Origin of the sequence: Nocardia sp. (assembly GCF_025465275.1) — a bacterium.
Classification (GTDB): domain Bacteria; phylum Actinomycetota; class Actinomycetes; order Mycobacteriales; family Mycobacteriaceae; genus Nocardia.
The window spans coordinates 25,216-47,125 of sequence record NZ_JAODNK010000112.1 but is presented as its reverse complement, the minus strand read 5'-3'; the positions used below and the strand labels follow the sequence as shown (position 1 = coordinate 47,125).

The 21,910-nt window shown below is 67.0% G+C and carries 18 protein-coding genes, 3 tRNA genes and 1 pseudogene; 8 read left to right on the top strand and 14 right to left on the bottom strand.

Annotated features, from left to right (window positions below):
- Positions 1 to 63: 63 nt before the first annotated feature.
- The 4 genes and pseudogenes from JWN03_RS25545 to JWN03_RS25530 all read right to left on the bottom strand — a co-directional run bounded on the left by JWN03_RS25545 (position 64) and on the right by JWN03_RS25530 (position 3,393).
- A complete protein-coding gene (locus JWN03_RS25545) occupies positions 64 to 627 on the bottom strand; it encodes a YbhB/YbcL family Raf kinase inhibitor-like protein (RefSeq protein ID WP_297620038.1) in 564 nt (187 codons plus the stop codon).
- A complete protein-coding gene (locus tag JWN03_RS25540; protein WP_297620102.1) occupies positions 624 to 1,190 on the bottom strand; it encodes an isochorismatase family protein in 567 nt (188 codons plus the stop codon). The genes JWN03_RS25545 and JWN03_RS25540 overlap by 4 nt, the downstream gene beginning before the upstream one ends.
- A 45-nt stretch (positions 1,191 to 1,235) precedes the next feature.
- Positions 1,236 to 2,924 (bottom strand): annotated as a pseudogene (locus JWN03_RS25535) (MFS transporter); the annotation flags it as partial.
- A 28-nt stretch (positions 2,925 to 2,952) separates the two neighbouring features.
- A complete protein-coding gene (locus JWN03_RS25530) occupies positions 2,953 to 3,393 on the bottom strand; it encodes a MarR family winged helix-turn-helix transcriptional regulator (protein WP_297620034.1) in 441 nt (146 codons plus the stop codon).
- 506 nt (positions 3,394 to 3,899) lie between these two features.
- On the opposite strand from JWN03_RS25530, the gene JWN03_RS25525 reads away from it, so the two are divergent.
- Entirely contained in the window at positions 3,900 to 5,273 is a 1,374-nt protein-coding gene (locus JWN03_RS25525; protein ID WP_297620031.1) for a cutinase family protein, read from the top strand.
- 22 nt (positions 5,274 to 5,295) lie between these two features.
- On the opposite strand, the gene JWN03_RS25520 is transcribed toward JWN03_RS25525, so the two are convergent.
- Entirely contained in the window at positions 5,296 to 5,772 is a 477-nt protein-coding gene (locus JWN03_RS25520) for an SAM-dependent methyltransferase (protein ID WP_297620028.1), read from the bottom strand.
- A gap of 270 nt (positions 5,773 to 6,042) precedes the next feature.
- On the opposite strand from JWN03_RS25520, the gene JWN03_RS25515 reads away from it, so the two are divergent.
- The 3 genes from JWN03_RS25515 (at position 6,043) to JWN03_RS25505 (ending at position 6,342) form a co-directional block, all read left to right on the top strand.
- A tRNA-Leu gene (locus tag JWN03_RS25515) sits at positions 6,043 to 6,116 on the top strand.
- A gap of 69 nt (positions 6,117 to 6,185) precedes the next feature.
- A tRNA-Arg gene (locus JWN03_RS25510) sits at positions 6,186 to 6,262 on the top strand.
- Between the two features lie 8 nt (positions 6,263 to 6,270).
- Positions 6,271 to 6,342, top strand: a tRNA-Gln gene (locus JWN03_RS25505).
- A 1-nt stretch (position 6,343) separates the two neighbouring features.
- Here JWN03_RS25505 and JWN03_RS25500 read toward each other — a convergent pair.
- From JWN03_RS25500 to JWN03_RS25490, 3 genes are all read right to left on the bottom strand, one after another.
- On the bottom strand, positions 6,344 to 8,965 hold the full coding sequence (locus JWN03_RS25500; protein WP_297620025.1) for a DNA translocase FtsK: 2,622 nt from the start codon (positions 8,963 to 8,965) through the stop codon (positions 6,344 to 6,346).
- A 100-nt stretch (positions 8,966 to 9,065) separates the two neighbouring features.
- Positions 9,066 to 11,963, bottom strand: coding sequence for an AfsR/SARP family transcriptional regulator (locus JWN03_RS25495; protein ID WP_297620022.1), 2,898 nt, complete (start codon positions 11,961 to 11,963; stop codon positions 9,066 to 9,068).
- A gap of 116 nt (positions 11,964 to 12,079) precedes the next feature.
- Positions 12,080 to 12,697 carry a TIGR03085 family metal-binding protein gene (locus JWN03_RS25490; protein ID WP_297620020.1) on the bottom strand — a complete coding sequence of 206 codons (618 nt, stop codon included), beginning with the start codon at positions 12,695 to 12,697 and terminating at the stop codon, positions 12,080 to 12,082.
- 243 nt (positions 12,698 to 12,940) lie between these two features.
- Here JWN03_RS25490 and JWN03_RS25485 point away from each other — a divergent pair, with 243 nt between their 5' ends.
- Positions 12,941 to 13,327, top strand: coding sequence for a DUF4189 domain-containing protein (locus tag JWN03_RS25485; protein ID WP_297620017.1), 387 nt, complete (start codon positions 12,941 to 12,943; stop codon positions 13,325 to 13,327).
- 28 nt (positions 13,328 to 13,355) lie between these two features.
- Positions 13,356 to 13,910, top strand: coding sequence for a hypothetical protein (locus JWN03_RS25480; protein ID WP_297620014.1), 555 nt, complete (start codon positions 13,356 to 13,358; stop codon positions 13,908 to 13,910).
- Positions 13,911 to 14,218: 308 nt separating this feature from the next.
- Here the strand turns inward: JWN03_RS25480 and JWN03_RS25475 are convergent, their stop codons facing one another.
- Positions 14,219 to 16,246: a ribonuclease J gene (locus JWN03_RS25475; protein ID WP_297620011.1), complete on the bottom strand. Its 2,028-nt coding sequence runs from the start codon at positions 16,244 to 16,246 to the stop codon at positions 14,219 to 14,221.
- A complete protein-coding gene (gene dapA / locus JWN03_RS25470) occupies positions 16,243 to 17,151 on the bottom strand; it encodes a 4-hydroxy-tetrahydrodipicolinate synthase (protein ID WP_297620008.1) in 909 nt (302 codons plus the stop codon). Before dapA ends, JWN03_RS25475 begins: the two co-directional genes overlap by 4 nt.
- A gap of 145 nt (positions 17,152 to 17,296) precedes the next feature.
- On the opposite strand from dapA, the gene JWN03_RS25465 reads away from it, so the two are divergent.
- The gene (locus JWN03_RS25465; protein ID WP_297620006.1) at positions 17,297 to 17,803 is read left to right on the top strand and encodes a hypothetical protein; all 507 of its coding nucleotides are present in this window, start codon (positions 17,297 to 17,299) and stop codon (positions 17,801 to 17,803) included.
- A gap of 17 nt (positions 17,804 to 17,820) precedes the next feature.
- Here JWN03_RS25465 and JWN03_RS25460 read toward each other — a convergent pair whose 3' ends face one another.
- Genes JWN03_RS25460 through JWN03_RS25450 form a run of 3 tightly spaced genes read right to left on the bottom strand, consistent with a single transcriptional unit; the run spans position 17,821 to position 20,811 of the window.
- Complete coding sequence (locus JWN03_RS25460; protein ID WP_297620003.1) at positions 17,821 to 18,864, bottom strand: hypothetical protein; 1,044 nt, start codon at positions 18,862 to 18,864, stop codon at positions 17,821 to 17,823.
- A complete protein-coding gene (locus JWN03_RS25455) occupies positions 18,851 to 20,143 on the bottom strand; it encodes a sensor histidine kinase (protein ID WP_297620001.1) in 1,293 nt (430 codons plus the stop codon). The genes JWN03_RS25460 and JWN03_RS25455 overlap by 14 nt, the downstream gene beginning before the upstream one ends.
- On the bottom strand, positions 20,140 to 20,811 hold the full coding sequence (locus JWN03_RS25450) for a response regulator transcription factor (RefSeq protein WP_297619998.1): 672 nt from the start codon (positions 20,809 to 20,811) through the stop codon (positions 20,140 to 20,142). Before JWN03_RS25450 ends, JWN03_RS25455 begins: the two co-directional genes overlap by 4 nt.
- A gap of 199 nt (positions 20,812 to 21,010) precedes the next feature.
- On the opposite strand from JWN03_RS25450, the gene JWN03_RS25445 reads away from it, so the two are divergent.
- Positions 21,011 to 21,427 carry a DoxX family protein gene (locus tag JWN03_RS25445; protein WP_441343057.1) on the top strand — a complete coding sequence of 139 codons (417 nt, stop codon included), beginning with the start codon at positions 21,011 to 21,013 and terminating at the stop codon, positions 21,425 to 21,427.
- Between the two features lie 10 nt (positions 21,428 to 21,437).
- Here JWN03_RS25445 and JWN03_RS25440 read toward each other — a convergent pair whose 3' ends face one another.
- Positions 21,438 to 21,890 carry a flavodoxin family protein gene (locus JWN03_RS25440; protein WP_297619995.1) on the bottom strand — a complete coding sequence of 151 codons (453 nt, stop codon included), beginning with the start codon at positions 21,888 to 21,890 and terminating at the stop codon, positions 21,438 to 21,440.
- Positions 21,891 to 21,910 lie beyond the last annotated feature (20 nt).

Below are 21,910 nucleotides of genomic sequence, written 5' to 3'. Positions count from 1 at the left end.
TCCAGCGATGTCGAGCCGAACGCTCCCACACGATGTTTGGTGATCACCGGCTCGTCTGCGACGTCAGCGTTCGAAGACGCCGGTCAGCCGGCCGCGGTCGAGGACGGGTGCGGTAATGCCGGGCAGGAAAGCGCGGGGCCGTGCCCGGTGCGCGCCGGAAGCGCTGCCCACGGGGGCGGCGAGGGCGAACAGCTGGAAGATGTAGTGGTGTGGCCCATGGCCTTTGATGGGTGCGGGACCGTGGTACCCGCATCCGACGGTGGACCGCAGCAGCTGCACTCCGGCGGCCGGCTGCCGTGTGTTGAGAGCGCCGGGGTCCAGGTGCCCGATGGACGGGTCGATCAAGGCGGCGCAGTGCACGGCGGGCTTGGCTATCGGCACATCGATGTCTTCGACAACCAGCAGAAGTTGCGCGGTGCCCGATGGCGGCGGGGTCCAAGCCAAGTGGGGAGACAGGTCGTCGCCGCCGATGGTCTTCGCGCACTGCTCGAGCGGGATGGCGTCACCGTGGCCGAAGTGCTCGCTCGTGAGGGTCAGCAGCTCAGGGCCGCGGAGGTTGGGCAGGTTCCAGGCAATGTGGGTATCGCCCGCTCTGCGCTTGTTCAGGAGTCGGCCGAGCAGCGTCATCGTGTCGCCTCGACCATGTCGATAACCTCTGCGGTGGTGGCGGTTTCGCCGAGCTTGGGGAAGACGCGTTCGATGCTGTGCCGGTGCGAGTCGGCATCGGGGTCGATCATGGCGTCGGTGGCCAGGACGACGTGGTACCCGTAGTCGGCGCCCGAGCGTGCGGTCGACTCGACGCCCGCACTGGTCGAGATGCCGGCGAGCACGATCTGGGTGACGCCCAGATCCCGCAGCAGCGTGTCGAGGCCGGTGTCGTGGAACGCACTGCGCCGCCGCTTGGTGATCAGATGGTCGGTCGGCTGCACGTCGAGTTCGCCGATGAGATCGGCCCAGCCGGGCGGCAGTGCGGCGCCGCCTCCAGACCGTCCGGCCTCGGTGCGTCCCGGCGCGCGGCCGGTGACATTGACCAGCACCACGGGCAGGCTGTGCCGGCGGAACTCGGCGGTCAGGTGCGCCGCCTGCTTGACGACATCGGTGACCGCGGGGTCGCTGTGGGCGGAGACGATGCCCTGCTGCAGGTCGATCACGACGAGCGCGGAGGTGGGGTCGATCGTTGTCAATGTCATGGTTGCTCCTCCTGAGGTGGGCTGGTTGCCGGGGGTGGGCGATCCCGGAGTTCTTGCGGCAGAGCTGGTTCCGCGCAGCAGGGAGGCGATCGCGGCGAGGACTGCGAGTACGGCGCCGAAGGCGAACACGATGACCAGACCCGAGTGGAAGGGCCCGGAAATCAGGGTCGGGAAGAACTCGCGTCCGGTCAGGGTCTGCTGCTGCGCTGCCGTCAGGTGGGACAGCGCCCCACTGGGCTGGAGCAGGTTCTGGATCGGGTTGACGCCGAGTTGGGCGGCGAACAGAGACGAGACCGGGGGCAGATTGCCGACCTGGGCGGCGACGTCGGCCGGCACGCCCTGCTGTTGCAAACCGCTGGTGAGGGTGTGCGGAAGGCTGCTCGCCAGCCCGGCGATCATGAGGGAGAAGAACACGCCGATCGAGACGGCGGTGCCGGAGTTCTGGAAGGTGGCCCGCATACCGGAGGCCACACCTCGCGACTGCGCGGGCACGCTGCCCATGATCGAGGACGAGTTCGGGGAGGCGAACATGCCGCTGGCGATTCCATTGAGCGCTATCAGCACCGCGAAGATCCAGTAGCTGAAGTCGATCGGCAGCAGCATCAGGCCCAGGAAGCTGGCGCCGAACAGCAGCGCACCGCCGGTGGCCAGGCCCCGGGAGCCGAGGCGGTCGGACAGGTACCCGGAAACGGGCCCGGCGGCCAGGAATCCGGCGGTCAGCGGCAGCATGAAGATGCCCGCCCACAGCGGTGTGCTCTCGAAGTCGTAGCCGTGCAACGGAAGCCAGATGCCCTGCAGCCAGATGATCAGCACGAACTGCATTCCGCCGCGGCCGATCGAGACGGCCAGGCCCGCCAGATTGCCGAAAGTGAAGGCGCGCAGGCGAAAAAGACTCATCTGGATCATCGGCGCACTGACGCGGTTCTCGATGACGACGAATGCTGCCAGCAGCGCAAGTCCGCCGATGATCAGCCCGTCGACCAGCGGGTTGGTCCAGCCCATGGTGTGTCCGCCGTAGGGCTGCAGGCCGAAGGTGACCGCGATCAGGACCGAGCTCAGGCCCACCGCGAAAGTGATATTGCCCCACCAGTCGATCCGGCCACCGTCTCGCTTACCCGTCTCGCGCAGGGTGCGGTAGGCCCAGATCGTAAAGAACACTCCGACAGGCACATTCACCCAGAACACCGCCCGCCAGTCCCACGCCGCCAGCAGACCACCGGCGACCAGGCCGATGAACATCCCGGCCAGGGCGGCGACCTGGTTGATGCCGAGGGCGAAGCCGCGCTGCTCCTCGGGGAAGGCGTCGGTGAGGATCGCGGCCGAGTTCGCGGTCAGCATCGACCCGCCGATGGCCTGCAGCACACGCCACGCGATCAACCACATCGCCGCGTGGCCGCCGTCGAGCGGATCGAAGGACAGCAGGATCGAGGCGAAGGTGAAGACCACGAACCCGGCGTTGTAGATCCGGACCCGGCCGTACATATCGCCCAGCCGGCCCACCGTGACCACCAGAACGGCTTGGACCAGCCGGTATCCCATGATCATCCACAGCAGGTAGGCGATATTGCCCGGAGCCAGCGGGTCCAGGTGAATGCCCCGGAAGATCGCCGGCAGGGCGATCAGCACGATCGAGCCGTCCAGCGCGGACATGAAAACCGCGGCGGTCGTATTCGTCAGTGCCGTCCACTTGTACCGGTCACCGGGCGCACTGGGTGGGGCGGAAGTATCCGTCATCAGGTTGGTACTCATAGCTCCGTCTGCATCAGATGTTCTGGGCCAGCCGTTCCAGCAGCGCCGCGGCCGCCGCGAGCTGCTCCAGCTCCGCCGGAGTGAAGGTGCCGCTGGTCAGCGCCTGGGCGATGAGTTCGTTCCGTGCGTCGCGCTTGTTCTTCAGCGCCTGCAGGCCGGTGTCGGTGATTGTCAGTACGACGCGCCTGCCGTCGTCCGGGTCCGGGCTGCGTTCGACCAGACCACGGGCGCGCAGTGCACTGATCGTCGTCCCCATGGACTGAGCGGTGATCTGCACCGCTCGAGCGAGCGCCGAGGAAGTGGTGGGGCCCGAGCGATCCAGGTGCGACAGCGCGGCTCGCTCCGGCATCGTGAGCTCACCCGGCGTCGGCACCTGGCGAACCCGCCGCACCAGCACGCTGACGCTTGCCAGCAGCACGGCGGCAACCTCGGCGGGGTCCAGATCAGCATCCATATACTAAGGCTAACTTATAAGTTCCACTTAGTAAATTCAGCTCCTACATCACCGCGATGTAGGCGCGAACCCGGCAGAACTGTGGGCGTGACAATGTCGACGCGGCTGCCTACCGTGCGGTGTCACCCGGCCGATTGCCGCCGGCGAACGGAACGGACACACTGTGAACTTCATTTCAGCGATCGCCGCCCTGCTGAGCCCGGTGGCGTCGACAGGCAGCTTCAACCCGCTCTGCTGGGAATCGCCGTCGACGACTCCGTCGGGTTGCGGTTCGGCCTAGAGCCCACTCGAACGACACCTGCAGCGGTCCGGTTCTTCTTCGGAAGACCGGGCCGCCCTGCTGCGAGAGAGAAGGCGCAGTGCCGGCCGAAGATCTGAAACGAATATGTGTCTGAAAAGCCTGCGGAACCGGCGGCGAGTGGCGACAATGAGCCATGACTGCGCGGCGGGACCTGGCATCCGCCGCACTAGCCCCGAAACCCCATCGGCAACAGAGGAATTGGACAATGAGCAGGCTGGCGACCTCGTGCGCGGCGACATTGGTCGCCGTGGCCGTCATGGTCGGGACCATGGTGGTCGGCGATGCGCGAGCGCAGACGCGCGGCGCGCAGCCCTGCACCCCGTACACCGCGATTCTCGCGCCGGGGACCTGGGAGACGCGCTCCGACGCGGATCCGACAGTGCCGGTCGGCATGCTCAGGCCGATCGGTGACGGTCTGCAACGGCAATTCGGCGGCGATATCACCGTGCTCTTTGCCCCTTATGCCGCAAGCGCTTTCGACCAGGGGCTGAGCTACGCACAATCGCTGAGCACCCTCGAATCCCGATTGCACAAAATGGTGAGCGGGCTGTGCGGGTCGACGCGGGTCGTACTCGCCGGGTACAGCCAGGGCGCGGACGGCATCGGCGATGTCGCTACCGAAATCGGCAATGGCGAAGGTCCGATCAGCGCCGATCGGGTGGTCGCCGTCGGGCTGCTGGCCGATCCGCACCGCGATCCGAATACCACACGCTCACTGGGCAATCCGCAACCCGGCCACGGTATCGCCGGAAAGCGCAGTCAGGATTTCGGCGCGCTGACCGACAGGGTGCGCACCCTGTGCGTCAACGGCGATCTGTACTGCTCACTCAATGCCACCACGGCGCCGTTCCTGGCGGCGCTCGGCCGGGTACTCAGCGGCGATCCCGCACCGATCGCCAATCTGATCCCGGCCACCATCGACCCCGCGACGCTCATCGCGCAGGCCGTGAAGGTAGGCGCGGGCTGGGCGGCGACCGCGGCCAAACTGCCCACCATCCTCGACGGCCTCACGGATCTCCCGGGTGCGATCCAAACCGGCGATATCCGCGGTGCGCATCAGATCGCGAGCGATCTCAATGCCGACCTGGCCCCGATGGTCCAGGCGGCCGCGGGCGTGGACCTGCCGCTCATCGCCTCGGTCATCCGAGCGGCCGGCACCGTCGACCCCTCGGGCTGGACCGCCGCCGAAAGCGTCATCGCCGATACCCTGACCCGGATCGACCTCATGCGAATCGCCGGAGACGTCGGCCAAATGCAGGAAACCCTCTGGCGCGCAGTCGAATCCCTCACCCGGGCAGGCCCGCTCGCCGCCGCCGCCGACATAGCGGCCCTCGCTCCGACCGGAGTCGACCTGGCCGGGGCCGTCGTCGGCCCCTTCGCCACCGCCGTCCGCGGTGACCTCCGCGTAGCCACACATGCCCTGCTCAGCATCGCCGGCCCCCAATGCATCAACGACCTGGTGCAACTGAGCCGCCAAGGCATAACCATGGCCAACTTCTACGCCTCGAACGCTCACGTCGACTACGGCGACGACGCCCAAATCCTCCTGAACTTCCTTGGCTCCCAGGTCAATTCCTAGGCGGCAGGGCCGTCGCATCGGCTCAGAAGTACTCGCCCATGAGCTCGGTCGACCACTCGGGCTGGCGCAGGTCTCCCCGAGGCCCGAACTCACTCATATAGGGCTTGATGTCGAGCACCGGAGTCCCGTCGATCGCGTCCAACCCGGCGACCCGCACGGTCAGGCCGTCGACGCCCAGCAGGCGGCACCTGGACACGCCGATCCGGTTGGGCCGGTTCTTCCCCCGCTGCGCGAAGATCCCGACCAGCGGCCAGTCCTGGCGGTTGCGCGGGTGCCGGGCCCCGGTCTCCACCTTCTCCTCGGGCACCAGGTGAAAGTGGTAGACCACCTCCAGGTGTGAGAAGTCCTCGAGACCGGCGAGCGCTTCGGGCGTGAACCGCTCCGGATCCAATTCGATGGTGGCCTCGACGGACCCCCAGTGATCGTCGAACGCCTCACCGCGGCCTCCGACCACCCGGCCCACGGGCTCGATCTCCAGTGCAATAGGTGAGTTCGTCATATCCGGAATATATTAGGTTTCCCAACCGAATACGCGGTGCTACCGTCATTTCAACGATCCACCGAACCTCCACGGAAGGCAGAGTTATGACCGGGCAGCTACTGAATCAGCGGCAACGCTTGATCCATGGTGCCCGTATGCCGCAGGCACTTCTCTCCGTATCGGTTCTCCGCCAGCGCATTCGCGGCGGTCCCTGAGGTCTACCGGTAGACCCTGCAGGGCCGCTCTGGCGAATTCGCAACGGAGCGGCCCTTTTTCATACGTACCCAATCCCTCGTAGCCCAATTGGAAGAGGCAGCAGTCTCAGACCCTGTCCAGTGCGAGTTCGAATCCCGCCGAGGGAACCCGACCCAACCAGCCCCGCGCACCTCAGTGCGGAGTAGATGTCAATGGCGACATCCGCGCGGGGCCATATGCCCGTAGCTCAAACGGATAGAGCGTCTCGCTACGAACGAGAAGGCTGGAGGTTCAATTCCTCTCGGGCATACCAATTTTCGATGAAGCGTGGTGTAAACGGCAGCACGGCAGATTCTGATTCTGTCAGTTCAGGTTCGAATCCTGGCGCTTCAGCTCACTCTTCTTCCGGGGCCTCGTCGTCGGAGTCGGGGGGTTCGCCGCCGCCGCCTCGGATGGTCCAGAGGAGGCCGTCGAGTTCGTCGGATTTGATGAGGACGTCGCGGGCCTTGGAGCCTTCGCTGGGGCCTACTACGCCTCTGGTTTCCATGAGGTCCATGAGGCGGCCGGCCTTGGCGAAACCTACGCGGAGTTTGCGCTGCAGCATTGAGGTGGAACCGAATTGGGAGGTGACCACCAATTCGATTGCCTGCACCAGAACTTCGAGGTCGTCGCCGATATCGGCGTCGACTTCCTTCTTTTCACCGGCCTTGGCGGCGGTGACACCCTCCTGGTATTCGGGTTCGGCCTGAGTCTTGGCGAATTCGACTACGGCGGAGATCTCTTCATCGGAGATGAACGCGCCCTGCAGGCGGGTGGGTTTGCTGGCACCCATGGGGAGGAAGAGGGCGTCGCCCATGCCGATGAGCTTTTCGGCGCCGGGCTGATCGAGGATGACTCGCGAGTCCGTCAGCGAGGAGGTGGCGAAGGCCAGGCGGGAGGGGACGTTGGTCTTGATGAGGCCGGTGACCACGTCCACCGAGGGTCGCTGGGTGGCCAGCACCAGGTGAATGCCTGCGGCACGGGCCTTCTGGGTAATGCGGACGATGGCGTCTTCGACGTCGCGGGGGGCCGTCATCATGAGGTCGGCGAGCTCGTCGACGATGGCGAGAATGTACGGGTAGGGACGGTAGACGCGTTCGCTGCCCAGGGGTGCGGTGATCTGGCCGGATTTCACCTTGCGGTTGAAGTCGTCGACATGGCGAACCTTATTGGCCTGCATATCCATATACCGCTGTTCCATCTCCTCCACGAGCCAGGTCAGCGCGGCGGCGGCCTTCTTCGGCTGGGTGATGATGGGCGTGATCAGGTGCGGAATGCCTTCGTACGGCGTGAGTTCCACCATCTTGGGATCGATGAGGATCATGCGCACCTCGTCGGGTGTCGCACGGTGCAGCAGCGAAACCAGCATGGAGTTCACGAAACTCGACTTGCCGGAACCGGTGGAGCCGGCGACCAGCAGGTGCGGCATCTTGGCCAGATTGGCGGAGACGAATTCGCCCTCGATATTTTTGCCGAGGCCGATGACCAGGGGATGGTGATCGCCGCGCGTGGAGGGCGCCTTCAGCACATCGGCCAGGCGCACCAATTCCCGGTCGGCATTGGGGACTTCGATGCCGACCGCCGACTTGCCCGGAATCGGGGCGAGCAGACGCACATTCTCGGTGGCGACCGCATAGGCGATATTGCGGGCCAGCGCGGTGATCTTCTCGACCTTCACACCGGGGCCGAGCTCGACCTCGTAGCGGGTGACCGTCGGGCCGCGCACGAATCCGGTGACCGCCGCATCGATCTTGAACTGGATCAGCACCTCGCTGATCGCCTCGATCATGGAATCGTTTGCGGCACTGCGTAGCTTGGGCGGTTCACCATCGGTGAGCAAACTGAGCGGCGCGAGCTGATAATCGCCGTCCACCTCACGCTCGGTGACGAACTCCAACTGCTGCGCGACCGGCGGCGGCGGGGTCTGGTCGACCACCTTGGGAGGCACCTTGCGCGCCTTGGGTTTCGGCTTCTCCTCGGCGGCGATCTCCTTGGCGGCCTGCAGCGGCGGTTCGCCGATCACCTCGGTAGCGGCATCGGATCCACCGAATTCGTCGACCGGATAGTTCTCCGACGGTGCGCGACCGCGGCGCTTGCCGCGCACGCCCTCGTGGCGCGGGAAGCCGTCCGCATCATAGTTTTCCGGGTCGTAGAGACCGGGTTCGTCTGAGTAGCTTTCGTATTCGTCGCCGCCGCTACCGGTGCCGAAGATCTCCCGCAACGCCTCCGGAACCTCACGCACCGTGGTGCCGGTGAGCAGCAGAATGCCGAATCCGATGACCAGCAACAGCAGTGGAACGGCCAGCCAGGCGCTCAAACCGTCACGCAGCGGGCCGCCGATGACATAGCCGGCAAAGCCCGCGGCATGCGCGCGACCGTGCGCATCGGTCGGCGCACCGGCCGCCATATGCCACAGACCCAGCACCGGCAGGCCGACCAGCAGCCCGCCCAATACCAGGCGCGGCCGGATTTCCGGGTGCGGTTCGGTGCGCATCAGAATCACCGCGATACCGATCAGCACGAACGGCAGTGCCGCCGAGACGGATCCGGCCACGGCGCGAATCGCGGCATCCACCCAGTGCCCGACCGGCCCACCCGCGGACAGCCATACCGCCGCCACGATGAGGAATCCGAAAGCGACCAGCCCCAGCGCGATTCCGTCCCGCCGATGCCCGTGCTCGATCTCCCCGGCGCGGCTCAAGGCCCGGGTACTCGCGCCCAGTCCGCGAGCCAGCATGTTCCACCCGCTGCTCACGCTGCGGGTAACCACCGCCAGCGGCGCGGTATTCGACTTGCGCCTGGGTGCGGGACGGCGTCGCGCCGGAGCGCTCCGACCGGCATTTCCGCGCGCGGCGCCCGTGGTGCGACCACGCGCAGCAGTGCGCGGAGTGCTCGCCCGAGACCGTGCAGGAGTCTGGCCCCGCGTCGATCCCGCTCGCGAACGTGACGTTGCGGTACCGCGGGACTTACCTGGCATGCACCCCAGGCTAGCCGCAACCGCACCATACGGACCATCCGCAACACTCGACCCTCCCACAACAGCGCTGTGGGATAGGCAACGAAAACGGGCAGAACAGTCAGCTGGCGGCGGGGATCGCAGCCGGTCGATTGCTGATGGGAGTGGGTCCGGGCGGCGCACTCCAGCGGGTCAGGGCCGCTTCGAAGTCGGGGATCTGGCTGGCGGCGGTGCGGTAGCACTCGGCGGCGTCGATAGTGCGGCCCAGGCGGCGCAGGGCGGTGTAGCGGACGAGCATGTTGTAGGTGTGCAGGCCGCCTACCCGGGAAGATTCTCGGGTGGCCTCGGCCCGCTCGGCCTGTTCGACGGCCTGGAGGAGGCGGTCGGCGCTCAGGTGGGCGAGGGCGGCGCGGGAGTGGACCGTGGATTCGAAGCGCAGGGAACCGGCGCGGCGGGCGGCGCGCAGGGCGGCGTCGAACAGCAGGGTGCCCAGCTCGCCGTCACCCTCCTTGCTGATCACCCAGGCGGCTTCGGTCAACGCCCACATGACATTCCGGCGGGTGCCCGGCTGGCTGTCGCCGACCACGGCACGCGCGGCCGCGGCGAGGGAGTCGCGATTGCGGCCGGCCGCCGAATACGCCTGGGCCAGGCACGAATAGGCGACCCGCACGCATTCGGGACTCGCGCCCTGCCGATACAGGCGCAGCGCATTCGCGAAATGCGTGGCGGCGCTCATCGGATCCTGGCGGTACAGCCCGATAATGCCCGCGAACACATGCGCGGTCCCCACCACCCACGGTTCGGCATCGGGATCGGTGTCGGCGAACAGCCGGTGCAGATGCCCGGCCGCCCGCTCGGGTTCACCGAACTCCGAGACCAGCGCGAAAACCAGTGCCAGCCGGGCTCGACCGGCGGCCACCGTATTGCCGTCGGCCTCGGTCGCGCGGATCAATTCCTCCAGCGCCTTCTCGACGTCCACCGTGGCATCACCGGCGAGCATGGTTTCGGCCACCGACAGGGCGAGATCGGCGGCCAGAATGCGATGGTGCGGGGTGCCCGCGGCGGCCAGGCGGTACAGCGCGACCAGATTGCGGCGCTCGATATTCAGAAAATCGCGGGTGGCGTCCAGATCGGCCAGGCGGGTGCCCGGATGACCCGTCGGGGCCAGGGCCAGGCGCAGGCCCGGATGCCGCACGCGCAGCACCGTTTTCATGGTGGCCAGGTAGTAGTCGAGCAGCCGCTCGGTGACGTCCACATCGGCATCGGCGCCCTCGCGGCCGAGCGCGAACAATCGCATGAGGTCGTGATAGTGGTAGCGACCGCGCCCAACCGTCTCGAGCATGCCGCGATCCACCAGCTCCTCGCACAGATCCTCGGCCAGCGGCTCGGTGGTATCGAGCACCGCGGCGGTGGCCGCCAGCGGCAGATCCGGCAGCTCGGCCACGGCCAGCAGGCGGAATACCCGCGCGGCATCGGCAGGCAGCTGCTCGTATCCGGCACGGAAGGCCACGGCCAGCGCCAGATCCCCGGTCCGGAAGCGGTCCAGGTCATGGCGTTCGGCGGCCAGCCGGTCGGCCTCGGAGATGATCGTCCACTGCGGCCGGGCCGCGACCCGCGCCGCCACAATGCGCACCGCCATGGGCAGCAGTCCGCACAGTTCGGCAATGCGCCGGGTGGCATCCGGTTCGGCGACCACCCGCGCCGCGCCGACAATGCGGGTGAACAGCGCTACGGCCTCCTCGGTTTCGAGCACCGGCAAGGCCGCCGATCGCACCCCGGGCAGCGCGGTGAGCGGGCGGTGCGCGGTCACCAGCACCGCGCAGCCGGGTCCACCGGGCAATAGCGGCGCGACTTGGGCGGCGTCACAGGCATTGTCGAGCACCAGCAGCATGCGGCGACCACTGACCACGGACCGGAACAGCGCCGCACGCTCGGCCACCCCGTTCGGCACCTCACGCTGCGCCACATTCAGGGCGCGCAGAAATACCCCGAGTACCTGTTCGGGCTCGGCCGGATCCGCACCCGCGCCGTGCAGATCGACATACAGCTGTCCGTCGGGATAGTGATCCCGAATCCGGTGCGCCACATGCAGAGCCAAGGCGGTTTTGCCGACTCCGCCCATACCGGAGATGGCCACAATCGAGGTTCCGGCACCGAACGTGGCGCTCAGCTCCCGCACCAGCTCGCCGCGGCCGGTGAAATCGGCCGTGTCCGGCGGCAATTGAGCCGGCATGGGCGCCACCGCCGGCATCGGCGCGGCGACGTACACGCGGGCGGGCAATTCGTCGGCCAGGATCTGCCGATGCAGCTCGAGCAAAGCCGGACCGGGCTCGATGCCCTGCTCGGACACCAGCAGTCGCCGGATGCGCTGATATTCGTCGAGCGCCGCGGTGCGACTGCCCGCCCGGTACAGCGCGGTCATCATGAGCCCGCGCAGCCGCTCACTGAGCGGGTCGCCCGGGATCAGAGCCTCCAATTCGGCTATGCCATCGGAATAGTCGCCGCGCTGCACCGTGACCTCGATGAGGTCTTCGCGCAGCGCCCGGTGCAGGCGGCGCAGCCGGGCGCGTTCGGCCGTGGCCCACGGACCGGGCACACCACTGAGCGGATCGCCGCGCCACAGCCCCAGCAACGAGCGCAGCGCGGCATCGGCCTGCTCCAGCTGTCCGGCTCCCCGCGCGGTCTCGGCCGCGGCGCGATACCGGTCGATTCCGTCGATATCGAGCTCGAGCGGCCCTTCCAGCCGGTAGCCCCGGGACTCCGAGGACAGCAGTATCGTCCCCGGTTGTGCGGACAGGTGTTTACGCAGCGCCCACGCGTAGTTGCGGAGCGCACCCACCGCGGAGGTGGGGCGTTCCGCACCCCAGATGCCGTCGGCCAATTCTTCGATCGACACCGTCCGCCCGCGCGCGCAGGCCAGCATGACAAGCGCCGCTTGCTGTTTGGGCGGCATGGGCGAGCTGGGCGCACCATCGGACACCAACTCGACCGGCCCGAGCAGCGCCAGTTGCCAAGTCATTGCCTACCACCTCATCACCACGGGCTACTGCCGCTCGCGGAAGCTACCGTCCGGCGCGTGATCGTTTCATGATCAGCGGCCGGACCGCCACTCGAGCGCTCCCGGCGGACCAAATCTCACACGCTGCGATCCAGAGCCTGGACCGCGGCCACATCCTCCGGGTCACCGGTGGCTTCCAGCCGCACGGCACTACGGCCGAAGGCATGGAGCAGCAGTTCCGAAGGCGGACCTGCCAATACGACGGTGCGCTCCCCCGCGCGATGCGCAACGGTGCGGCGACCGTCCGGCGTCGCAAGCGCGACGGTAACCGGTGATTTGCGATATGCCATGCGCGCCAAACCGGTCAGGACCTTCCAGAGCCGACTCTCGTCCTCGGCGGACAGTTCACGCGGCTCCCAGTCGGGCTGAGCGCGGCGCACATCCTCGTGGTGGACGAACATCTCGGTGAGATTCATGAGCGAATCCACCGGGCGCAGCAACCACGGCGGGCCGCTGCTGACCAGGTCCAGCAGCTGTGGGAAGGGCCGCTGCGCCACCCGGCGCTGGACGTTCTCCAGGTAGGAGGCGAAGGGCTTCAGCATGATGCCGGGTGCGGCATCGGGGCGGCGCTCGCGGACGATCAAGTGCGCGGCCAGGTCTCGCGTCGTCCATTCACCGCAGAGGGTGGGTGCGTCCGGGCCGGCCGCGGCCATCGTCTGCACCAGGGCCTGCCGTTCCCGCTGTGCCATGCTCATAGAGGGAACCCTAACCGGACACCCCCTGGAATGCATCGCACGCGTTGCACCTCGCGATAGCGATTCAATTGCTGAATGCCCAGGCCTTTAAGCGGAACACCCGGTCCGTCATAAGGCGCGCATTCGATCATGAAGCCATCAGCCGCTACGGCATTCGCCGGCTGGCATCGGTCGAATCGGATCGGTAGCTTGTGCACTCGGTCCATCGGGTCATGGACCCACAGCACTAGAAGGGCAACACACTTGAAGAAGATCGTCAGCGGCGCCGCCGTGATGGTTGCGGCAGCCGGTTCCCTACTGGTCAGCACCGCAGCTCCGGCCGGTGCCGACACCGACAATTTCGGCGCGATCGCGCTGTCACTCTCGACCGGCCACATCGGCTACTCCTACGACTATTCCGACCGCGGGTCGGCGCAGGACGGCGCGATGGCCTCCTGCACCTTCGACGACTGCCATGTGGTCGCCACCTTCGCGAATGGTTGCGGCGCAGTTGCCTACTCCGCCTCCCGCGGCTACTACACCTACGGTGCGGCGTACTCCCGCTCGGCGGCCCGGTCCCAGGCGCTGACGCGCAGCTACGGCGACGCCACCATCATTCACTGGAACTGCACCACCGGTTATCAGCTCTGATTCCGAATTCCATTCAGGGAGAACATCGTTGAAGCACACCATCTTCCGCGCTACCGCCGCCGTGGCGCTGGCCGCCGCCGCGCTGGGCCTGGTCGCCTGCAGTTCGAGCGATAAGTCCGACAGCGCGACCACCACCAGCGCCGCCGCACCCGGCAATGCGTTCCAGGGCACCACCGACGACACCAAGGACACCGGCTCCGCACCGTCCACCTCCCAGGTGCCGAACCTGCCGAAGCCGACCGTGGCAGAGCTGAACGACAAGATCACCAAGGCCTTCGACCCGTCCATCGACGCCAAGACCAAGGTCGACTGGATCGAGGATGCCGGGCAGGACCCGCAGCTGGTCGCCAAACTGGTCGACGCCGCCAAGAAGAACGACGTCAAGGTGCAGATCACCAATGTCCCCGATCCCGCGGACGGCAAGATCAAGGCTGATGCCAATGTCACCATCGGCGGCTCCCCGGTCAACAATGCCACCGTCTCCTTCGTCGCCGACGGCAACGACTGGAAGGTCGACCACAATTTCGCCTGCAGCATCGTGAAGGCCGCCAAGCTGGATTCCGCGGCGTGCCAGGATAAGTAGCGACTCTCGTGATCCCGCCCCTGGCAGCTGTAGCTGCCGGGGGCGGATTTGTATCGGGCAGGCTTCCCCGCTGGAGGCAGCAGCTCAGAGCTTCGGGTCTGGGCTGCTTTTGTTTTCAGACGTCGGCCGGAAACTTTGCTTGAGCATCGACATACCGATCACTCATAATTAAATGCGCATATTTCAATGTAGATATGCTTGTGAAGCCTGCTGCACAGTGGATCCGAGAGTGGTTGGCAGACAGCAAGAGCGCCCGGCAGCTGGTGCTGCCGGGCGCTCTCAGGCTGTGGCGCTTGCCTTTTCGGGCGTCAGACGCCGATGACCGTCGGGACGATCATCGGGCGGCGGCGGTACTTGTCCGCGACCCACTTGCCGACAACACGGCGCACGCTCTGGGCGATGCGGTGGGTGTCGGTAATGCCTTCGCTCGACAGGCGGCGGAGTTCGGCCTCGACGAGTTCGTGCGTTTCGGCCAGGGCGTCGGGGTCGTCGGAGAAGCCGCGACCGTGCACCTCCGGAGCGCTGACCGCCTTACCCGTGGTGGAGTCGACGGCGACGGTGATGGAGATGAAGCCGCCCTCCCCCAGCACCAGACGATCCGAGAGGGTGGATTCGCCGACATCGCCGACGGACAGACCGTCCACGTACACCTGACCGACCGGCACGCGACCGGTGATCGAGGCAATGCCGTCGACCAGATCGACCACAACGCCGTTCTCGGCGAGCATGACCCGCTCCTCCGGAACACCGGTGGCCACCGCGAGCGCGGCATTGGCGCGCAGGTGCCGCCATTCGCCGTGCACGGGCATGGCATTGGTCGGGCGCACCGCGTTGTACAGGTACAGCAGCTCACCGGCCGAAGCATGTCCGGAGACATGGACTTTCGCGTTCTGCTGGGTGATGACGGTCGCGCCGATCCGGGTCAGCCCGTTCACCACGGTGAACACGGCATTCTCATTACCGGGGATGAGCGAGGACGCCAGCACCACCAGATCGTCGGCGCGAATATTGATCTGGCGGTGATCGCCGCGCGCCATGCGCGAGAGCGCCGACAGCGGTTCGCCCTGCGAGCCGGTGGAGATGAGCACCAGCTTGTGCACCGGCAGGTTCGCGGCCTGATCGATATCGACCACCAGGCCGTCCGGCAGATTCAGGTAGCCGAGATCCTGGGCGATCTGCATATTGCGGACCATGGACCGGCCGACGAAGCAGATGCGGCGGTCGTACCGCTGCGCCACATCCACGACCTGCTGAATGCGGTGCACGTGCGAGGCGAAGGACGCCACGATGACTCGGCCCTTGGCCTTGCCGATCACATTGTCCAGAACCGGGCCGATCTCACGCTCGGGTGTGACGAAGCCGGGTACCTCGGCATTGGTGGAGTCCACCAGGAACAGGTCCACGCCCTCGTCGCCGAGGCGGGAGAACCCGGCCAGGTCGGTGAGGCGGCCGTCGAGCGGCAACTGGTCGAGCTTGATATCGCCGGTGTGCAGCACCATGCCGGCGGGAGTGCGCACCGCGACCGCGATGGCATCCGGGATCGAGTGGTTGACCGCGAAGTACTCGCAGTCGAACGGGCCGTGCTGCGTGCGCTGCCCCTCGGTGACCTCGATGAGCTTGGGCTGCAACCGGTGCTCGCGGCACTTGGCAGCCACCAGCGCGAGGGTGAACTTGGCGCTGACGACCGGAATATCGCGGCGTAGGCGCAGCAGGAACGGCACCGCACCGATGTGGTCTTCGTGACCATGGGTGAGGATGACGGCCGCGATATCGTCCATGCGGTCTTCGATGGGACCGAAGTCGGGCAGGATCAGATCCACACCCGGCTGCTGGTCCTCGGGGAACAGCACACCGCAGTCGATGATCAGCAGCTTGCCGTCGTATTCGAAAACGGTCATATTGCGGCCGATTTCGCTGATGCCGCCCAGCGCGAATACGCGCAGGCCGCCCTTGGGGGCCTTCGGCGGCGGGGGCAGCTGACGACGCTCGGGTCGCGGCGCGGCGACCGGCTCGGAGCGGTCGCTACGACCACCCTGCCGGGAACGGGTGCCGCCCGGCTTACGGGTGCGATCGGCCTGCCGCGACTTGGGCGCGGAGTCGTCCTGGCGTGCCTTCGCTGGCGCGGCGTCGGCCTGCCCGTTCTTGGCGGCCCGGGTGCCGTTGCGCTTGGCCCGGGCTTCCTGCGGTGCGGGGCTTTCGGCCTGCACGGCAGTCGGCTGCGCTACGGCCTTCTCCGGTTTTGTGGCAGCGGACTTCGGCTGCGCGACAACAGGTTCCGGCGCACCTGCGGCGCGGGATGCGGTACGACGCGGTCGGCGTCCTTCGGGGTTGCTCATGCAAGCACCCCCGCGGTTCGCAGATCTGCAGCAAGCTCGGCGAGCTGCTCGGTATTGGGCATGAGTTGTGGCAAACGTGGCTCCCCGGTCTCGACCCCGAGCAGCCGCAGCGCACCCTTGGTCATGGCGACGCCACCCAAACGGGACATGGCCCGATTGAGCGGAATCATGCTGACATTGATTTCACGAGCCCGGGCCACATCACCGGCGGCATGAGCCGCAGCGAGTGCACGCAGGCGATCCGGCACGAGATGGCCGATAACACTGATGAATCCGACCGCACCGACCGACAGCCAGGGCAGATTCAGCCCGTCGTCGCCGGAGTAGAAGGACAGGCCCGTCTCGGCGATGAGCTCGGCACCGGCATTGAGATCGCCCTTGGCGTCCTTGACCGCGACAATGCGCGGGTGCTCGGCGAGACGGCGGATGGTGTCCGAATTGATGGCCACCATGGAACGCGGTGGGATGTCGTAGAGCGTGACCGGCAGGTCGGTGCTGTCCGCAATGGCGGTGAAATGCGCGAACAGGCCGTCCTGCGAGGGACGCGAGTAGTACGGAGTGACAACCAGCAAACCGTGGGCACCGGCGCGCGCCGCATTGCGTGCCAGCTCGATGCTGTGAGCGGTGTCGTAGGTGCCGGCACCCGCGATAACGGTGGCGCGGTCACCGACCGCGTCGACGACGGCGTGCAGCAGATCGAACTTCTCGGACTCGGTGGTGGTCGGCGATTCTCCGGTGGTGCCGGAGATGGCGAGCAGGTCGACACCACCTTCGACCAGGCGAGCGGCGAGCGCTACCCCGGCATCGACATCGAGCTTGCCCTCGGCGGTAAAGGGGGTCACCATCGCGACACCGACTGTGCCGGACGCGCGCAGCTCGATCCGCGTCGATTCACCGTTCGTCATAGCCAGAAGGCTACCCGGTTACCGAAACACCTTTCGCATCGTTATACCCGAACCGGCCCGTCGGCGACGGTGATTCGCGTCGCCGTCATGCGGTGACGCCAAATCACACCTTGAATGATGTCATTTATGACAGCACACTGGTGTCATGGATCTGAACAAGTACACCGCCCAACTACGCGAGAACCTCGTCGCGGCCGCCGCGCTCGGCGACGAGAAGACGCAGTCGACGGCCGCCGCCCTGGCCGCGGCCACCGAGAACTCGGCGCGACTGGTGCTGCTGGCGGCGCTGTCCGAACTCGCCACCGAGGTGAGTGCCGCGGTCGGCGATCACACCGTGCACGTCTCCTATGACGGGGGCGAAGCGCACGTGGACGTGCGCAAAACAGCGGGCGCCGAGGAGGAGCACCCGCCGACGTTCGAGGAGATGACCGGGGATATCAGCCGGGTGACGCTGCGATTGGTCGAGCAGATCAAATCGCGCGCGGAGGATGCCGCGGCGCAGAGCGGGCAGTCGCTGAATTCGTGGATGGCGACGGCCGTGCAGGGCGCGCTGCGCGATCAGATGAAGAAGGGCGGCGCGGGCCGCTGGGATATGCCGCGCGATCCGCGCCGGCCCAAAGACACCAAAAGCCCTGAGGACCCGGCCAATTGACACGGGTCCCGCCGCATTCAGTCCGTGACGCTGACCTGACCGTCCGTATCGATCTCGGTGCGGCAGTCGTGATCGGGCGCGTGCGCGAGCACGGTGGCGAGCACCCGCCGCCCCAGCGGCAGTACCCGCACCGTCACCGCTCCGGTGTTGGCCGCATCCAATTCCCTTGTCGCCGCGTCGATCACACGTTTGCGCACCCATTCCGGGACGCCCGCGAAGCCGCCGTCGTCGAGGAGCACGACCTCGACGCCCCGGGCACGCGCACCGCGCGCCGCGCCGCTGAGCTCGTCGGTCATCAGTTGCGGCGCCCGCAGGCCGTCGCGTAGTTCGGCCTCGAGCAGACGGCACTCCTCACGTTCGGCGGCGGTGAGTTCGGCGCCATCGGCAATGCGTTCCAGAATCGGGCGCGCCACGCGGTCCAGCCGGGCGAGTTGGCGGGTGCGTTCACTGTCGGCGGCGGCCATGGTGGCCTCGGAGGCGGCCCGCATCATGGCGTCCTCGCGAAGCAGTCGCAGTGAGCGCTGCATCGGGCGCATGACCATGCTGAAGACCGAGATCGCGGCCACGGTGCCGATCGGTACCAGACTGCCGACCACGGTGTTCGATTGCAGGTGCGCGGTCATGCCGGCGACCAGCAGCACACCCGCGACCGCGGCCACGCCGACCCAGGCGGTCCGGACCCGGCCGCGCAGTACCAGCACGGCGAGGACATAGGACGAGGCGAAGGCCGACCACACCGAGTGGTGCACGGTATCGGTCGATGGCGTCAGAACGGTGAGCGCGGTGGCCACCGGCCCGGCCGCGGCGGCGAACAGGGCGAGTGGAAGCGGAAGCGGATCCACCGGTACGACAACGACCAGCACGCCCGCGCTCAGAATGAGCACCGTGCCGAGCAGGGCCGCCCACTGCGGTGATTCGCCGAAATTGCGAATCATGTACAGCGCGATGGTCGCCTCGAGAATCAGCAGGAACAGCCAGGCGGCGCGGCCGCGCAGGCCGAGCATATCGCGCAGGTCGAACCGCGAATCCAGTTCGGCCGCATGGTAATCAGCGGGAACCATCGCCACCCCACACCAGTGTCACGGTCGTACCCTCTCCCGGTTGGGATTCCACGAACGCACTGCCGCCCGCCAATTGCCGCATGCGGCCGAGAATGCTCATGGAGATGCCGAGCCGGTCCGCGGAGACCTCGGCGAGGTCGAAACCTGCTCCGTCATCGGTGAATACGATGCGGATGCTGCCCGCACTCACGGTGGCGGTGACAATGCGGCGCACCTCGCGACCGGGTAGTTGGGCATGCCGCAGACTGTTGCGCACCGCCTCGGCGAGCGCCGCGGCAATGGTGCTGGCGGCGTGCACCGGCATGCGCAGATCGTCGAAGCCCGGCCAGGTTCGGGTCGCGAATCGTACGACCGGATTGATCTCGTGCACGGCGGCGCGCAGGAAAAGCACCGCCGAGCGCGCATCGAGCAGATCGGGATCCCGGTCGCTGCCACGACATTCGTCGAGTTGTTCGAGAGTGCGTTCGGCTTGGCGGCGCAGCACATTCGACTGTGCGCCCGCACGCGAGGCCTCCAGCAGCGTGGAGAGCACCGCATCGTGAATGAGTGCGGCGAAACGAGCACGCTCGTGGTCGCGGCCCTGTGCCGAAGCAGCGGCTGCCGCCCGGCGAGTGGCAATGACCGATTCCCGGTCGACACGCGCGGCCGCACCCGTGGCGGCCGTACCGCACCAGACGAACAGGGCCGCCAAACCCACTGCGCGCAAGAAGTTTTCGACCACCGTGTACGGCGTGACCTCGCCGACGGTATAGATGACCGACAGCGCCACCGAACTGGAGGAAGCCACCAGGTAGGTGACGGCCCATCGCGGTGGCCAGGCCAGCACGGCCGCGATCACCGCCAGCGCCGCCACCCGGTACGGCCACACCGTGGTCGAATCCACCGAATGGACTGTCAGCGCGAACGGCATGGTGGCCAGCGCACCGAGGAAACTCAGTGCGGCACAACCGGACACGACCCGCACGGGCCCCGGACCGGCGATGGCCGAGACCACCGCCAGTACCGGGAACCAGCCGAAGGTCAGCACCACGGCGAGCACCGTCCACCAGCCGGGTGCGTGCCGCCCCTGCTCGGCGATCTCGGGCAATTCCATGGCGCAGACGATGATTCCGGCAATGCCGACGGAAACGCCGAGCCGGCGCATGATCCGGTCGTAGGCGGCGGTCGCCGGATCCTCCTGCGCGATCACCAGCGTGCGGCGCAGCCACTGTAGAAATGCGGTGAGGACGGACATCGGATGCTCGGCGGGCCGGGTTGCGAGGGTGCCGGACGCGGTCATGCGCGCGGGTGCCGTTTTTCGGGAACGGGGAGCCACCCGTCCTCGACGGCCCGCTTGTACAGATCGGTTTTCGTGGGCGCAGGACGACCGGCGTCTGCGTACTTCTGCCGGATGCGGCCGAGATAGTCGTTCACGGTCTGCTCCGACAGGCCGGTCATGCGCGCCACCCGCGACGCTTTCTCACCGGAGGCGTAGAGCTGCAGCACCTGCTGCTGCCGCGGGCTCAACCCGACATTCGACAGCTGCGGATCACCATCGATGGCGGCCGCCCAATCGGTGGTCACCACCTGTTCGCCCTGTGCGGCGCGGCGCACGGCCGCCACCACGGTCGGAACATCTTCCGATTTCCGGACCACGCCCAGCACACCCGCCCGGGCGGCCTCGCGCACCATGAACGGATTGTCCGCACCGGTGAACACCAGCACCTCGATGCCGCGTTCCCGCAGCGCCCGCACATTGTCGTCGGGCGAGGATCCGTCGGCGAGCCGCAGATCCAGCACCACCAAATCCAATCGCGGCCCGGCAGACAACAGCTCCGCCACCGTCCCCGCGGTGATCACCAACTCCAGATCGGCCTCGGGCGACAGCATGGCCGCCAGCCCGATCGCGACCGATTCATGATCCTCGACCAGCCCGATACGGCGTATCCCCGAATCCTGCGCCTGCACGCCGGCCCTCACCTCTTCTCAACTCCCGAATATTCGTATCGAGTATGACGGCAAGCACGGCAGATGCGTCAGCCACCAGAATTCGGGGGGAAGACAGTCGTCGTGACGCAGATCGGAATCGAACCGGCGAGGATCTCGAGTGAAAGTCAGGCAAAACCGCCGACCCCGTTCCGGGTGAACTGTCCGTACGCTCGACGCCATGAGCGAGAATCTGGAATCGGTGACTGTGCATTCGAGCGGCGGCGGGGGCACGGCCCGGTTGCTCTCGGTCATGCTTTTCGGTATGGGGACATTGCATTTCGTGGCGCCGAAGCCGTTCGACGCCTTGATTCCCCCGCAGCTGCCGGGATCGCCTCGGGCGTACACACTGGGTTCCGGCGTGGCCGAGCTGGCGGTGGCCGGGGCACTCGCGGTGCCGCGGACACGGCGGCTCGGCGGCGCACTCGCGCTGCTGCTGTTCCTCGCGGTGTTCCCGGGCAATCTGCAGATGACCTACGAATGGGTGCGCAGTGACAAGCCGCTGGCTTTGAAAGTCGGATCGATTCTCCGGCTGCCCTTGCAGATTCCCCTGATTCTGGCCGCGCGCAAGGTGTATCGGCAGACCGCCAGGGGCTGAACTGCCGCGGTCAGGGCATGAGTTGTGCGGCCAGGGTCGCACCGAGTTCCCAGCAGCGCTGCACCTCCTGTTTGGTCGGCGGCCCGGAGACGATGACCGCAGACGCGGCCTTCTCCCAGCCCAGCCCGGTGGCAATGTTCTCCACACCGCGTTCGGCGCCTTCGGTTCCCTGATTCCCGTGCATGTACATGCCGTAGGGCCGGCCTCGGGTCGAATCCAGGCACGGGTAGTAGAACGTATCGAACGCGTGCTTGAGGGCCCCGGACATATAGCCGAGATTCGCCGGGGTGCCGAGGAGATAACCGTCGGCCGCGAGCACATCGCTCGCGGTCACCGCCAGGGCGGCCCTGCGCACCACCTCGACACCTTCGATCTCCGGATCTGTGGCTCCGGCCACCACCGCCTCGAACATCTCCTGCATATGCGGCGACGGCGTGTGGTGGATCAGCAGCAGCTTCGGCACGAAGTCGAGCCTAGCGCCGC

Coding starts and splice junctions, on each gene's coding strand:
- JWN03_RS25545 (WP_297620038.1), bottom strand. CDS start 627: ATGACGCTGCTCGGCCGACTCCTGAACAAGCGCAGAGCGGGCGATACC.
- JWN03_RS25540 (WP_297620102.1), bottom strand. CDS start 1,190: ATGACATTGACAACGATCGACCCCACCTCCGCGCTCGTCGTGATCGAC.
- JWN03_RS25530 (WP_297620034.1), bottom strand. CDS start 3,393: ATGGATGCTGATCTGGACCCCGCCGAGGTTGCCGCCGTGCTGCTGGCA.
- JWN03_RS25525 (WP_297620031.1), top strand. CDS start 3,900: ATGAGCAGGCTGGCGACCTCGTGCGCGGCGACATTGGTCGCCGTGGCC.
- JWN03_RS25520 (WP_297620028.1), bottom strand. CDS start 5,772: ATGACGAACTCACCTATTGCACTGGAGATCGAGCCCGTGGGCCGGGTG.
- JWN03_RS25500 (WP_297620025.1), bottom strand. CDS start 8,965: ATGCCAGGTAAGTCCCGCGGTACCGCAACGTCACGTTCGCGAGCGGGA.
- JWN03_RS25495 (WP_297620022.1), bottom strand. CDS start 11,963: ATGACTTGGCAACTGGCGCTGCTCGGGCCGGTCGAGTTGGTGTCCGAT.
- JWN03_RS25490 (WP_297620020.1), bottom strand. CDS start 12,697: ATGAGCATGGCACAGCGGGAACGGCAGGCCCTGGTGCAGACGATGGCC.
- JWN03_RS25475 (WP_297620011.1), bottom strand. CDS start 16,246: ATGAGCAACCCCGAAGGACGCCGACCGCGTCGTACCGCATCCCGCGCC.
- dapA (WP_297620008.1), bottom strand. CDS start 17,151: ATGACGAACGGTGAATCGACGCGGATCGAGCTGCGCGCGTCCGGCACA.
- JWN03_RS25465 (WP_297620006.1), top strand. CDS start 17,297: ATGGATCTGAACAAGTACACCGCCCAACTACGCGAGAACCTCGTCGCG.
- JWN03_RS25460 (WP_297620003.1), bottom strand. CDS start 18,864: ATGGTTCCCGCTGATTACCATGCGGCCGAACTGGATTCGCGGTTCGAC.
- JWN03_RS25455 (WP_297620001.1), bottom strand. CDS start 20,143: ATGACCGCGTCCGGCACCCTCGCAACCCGGCCCGCCGAGCATCCGATG.
- JWN03_RS25445 (WP_441343057.1), top strand. CDS start 21,011: ATGAGCGAGAATCTGGAATCGGTGACTGTGCATTCGAGCGGCGGCGGG.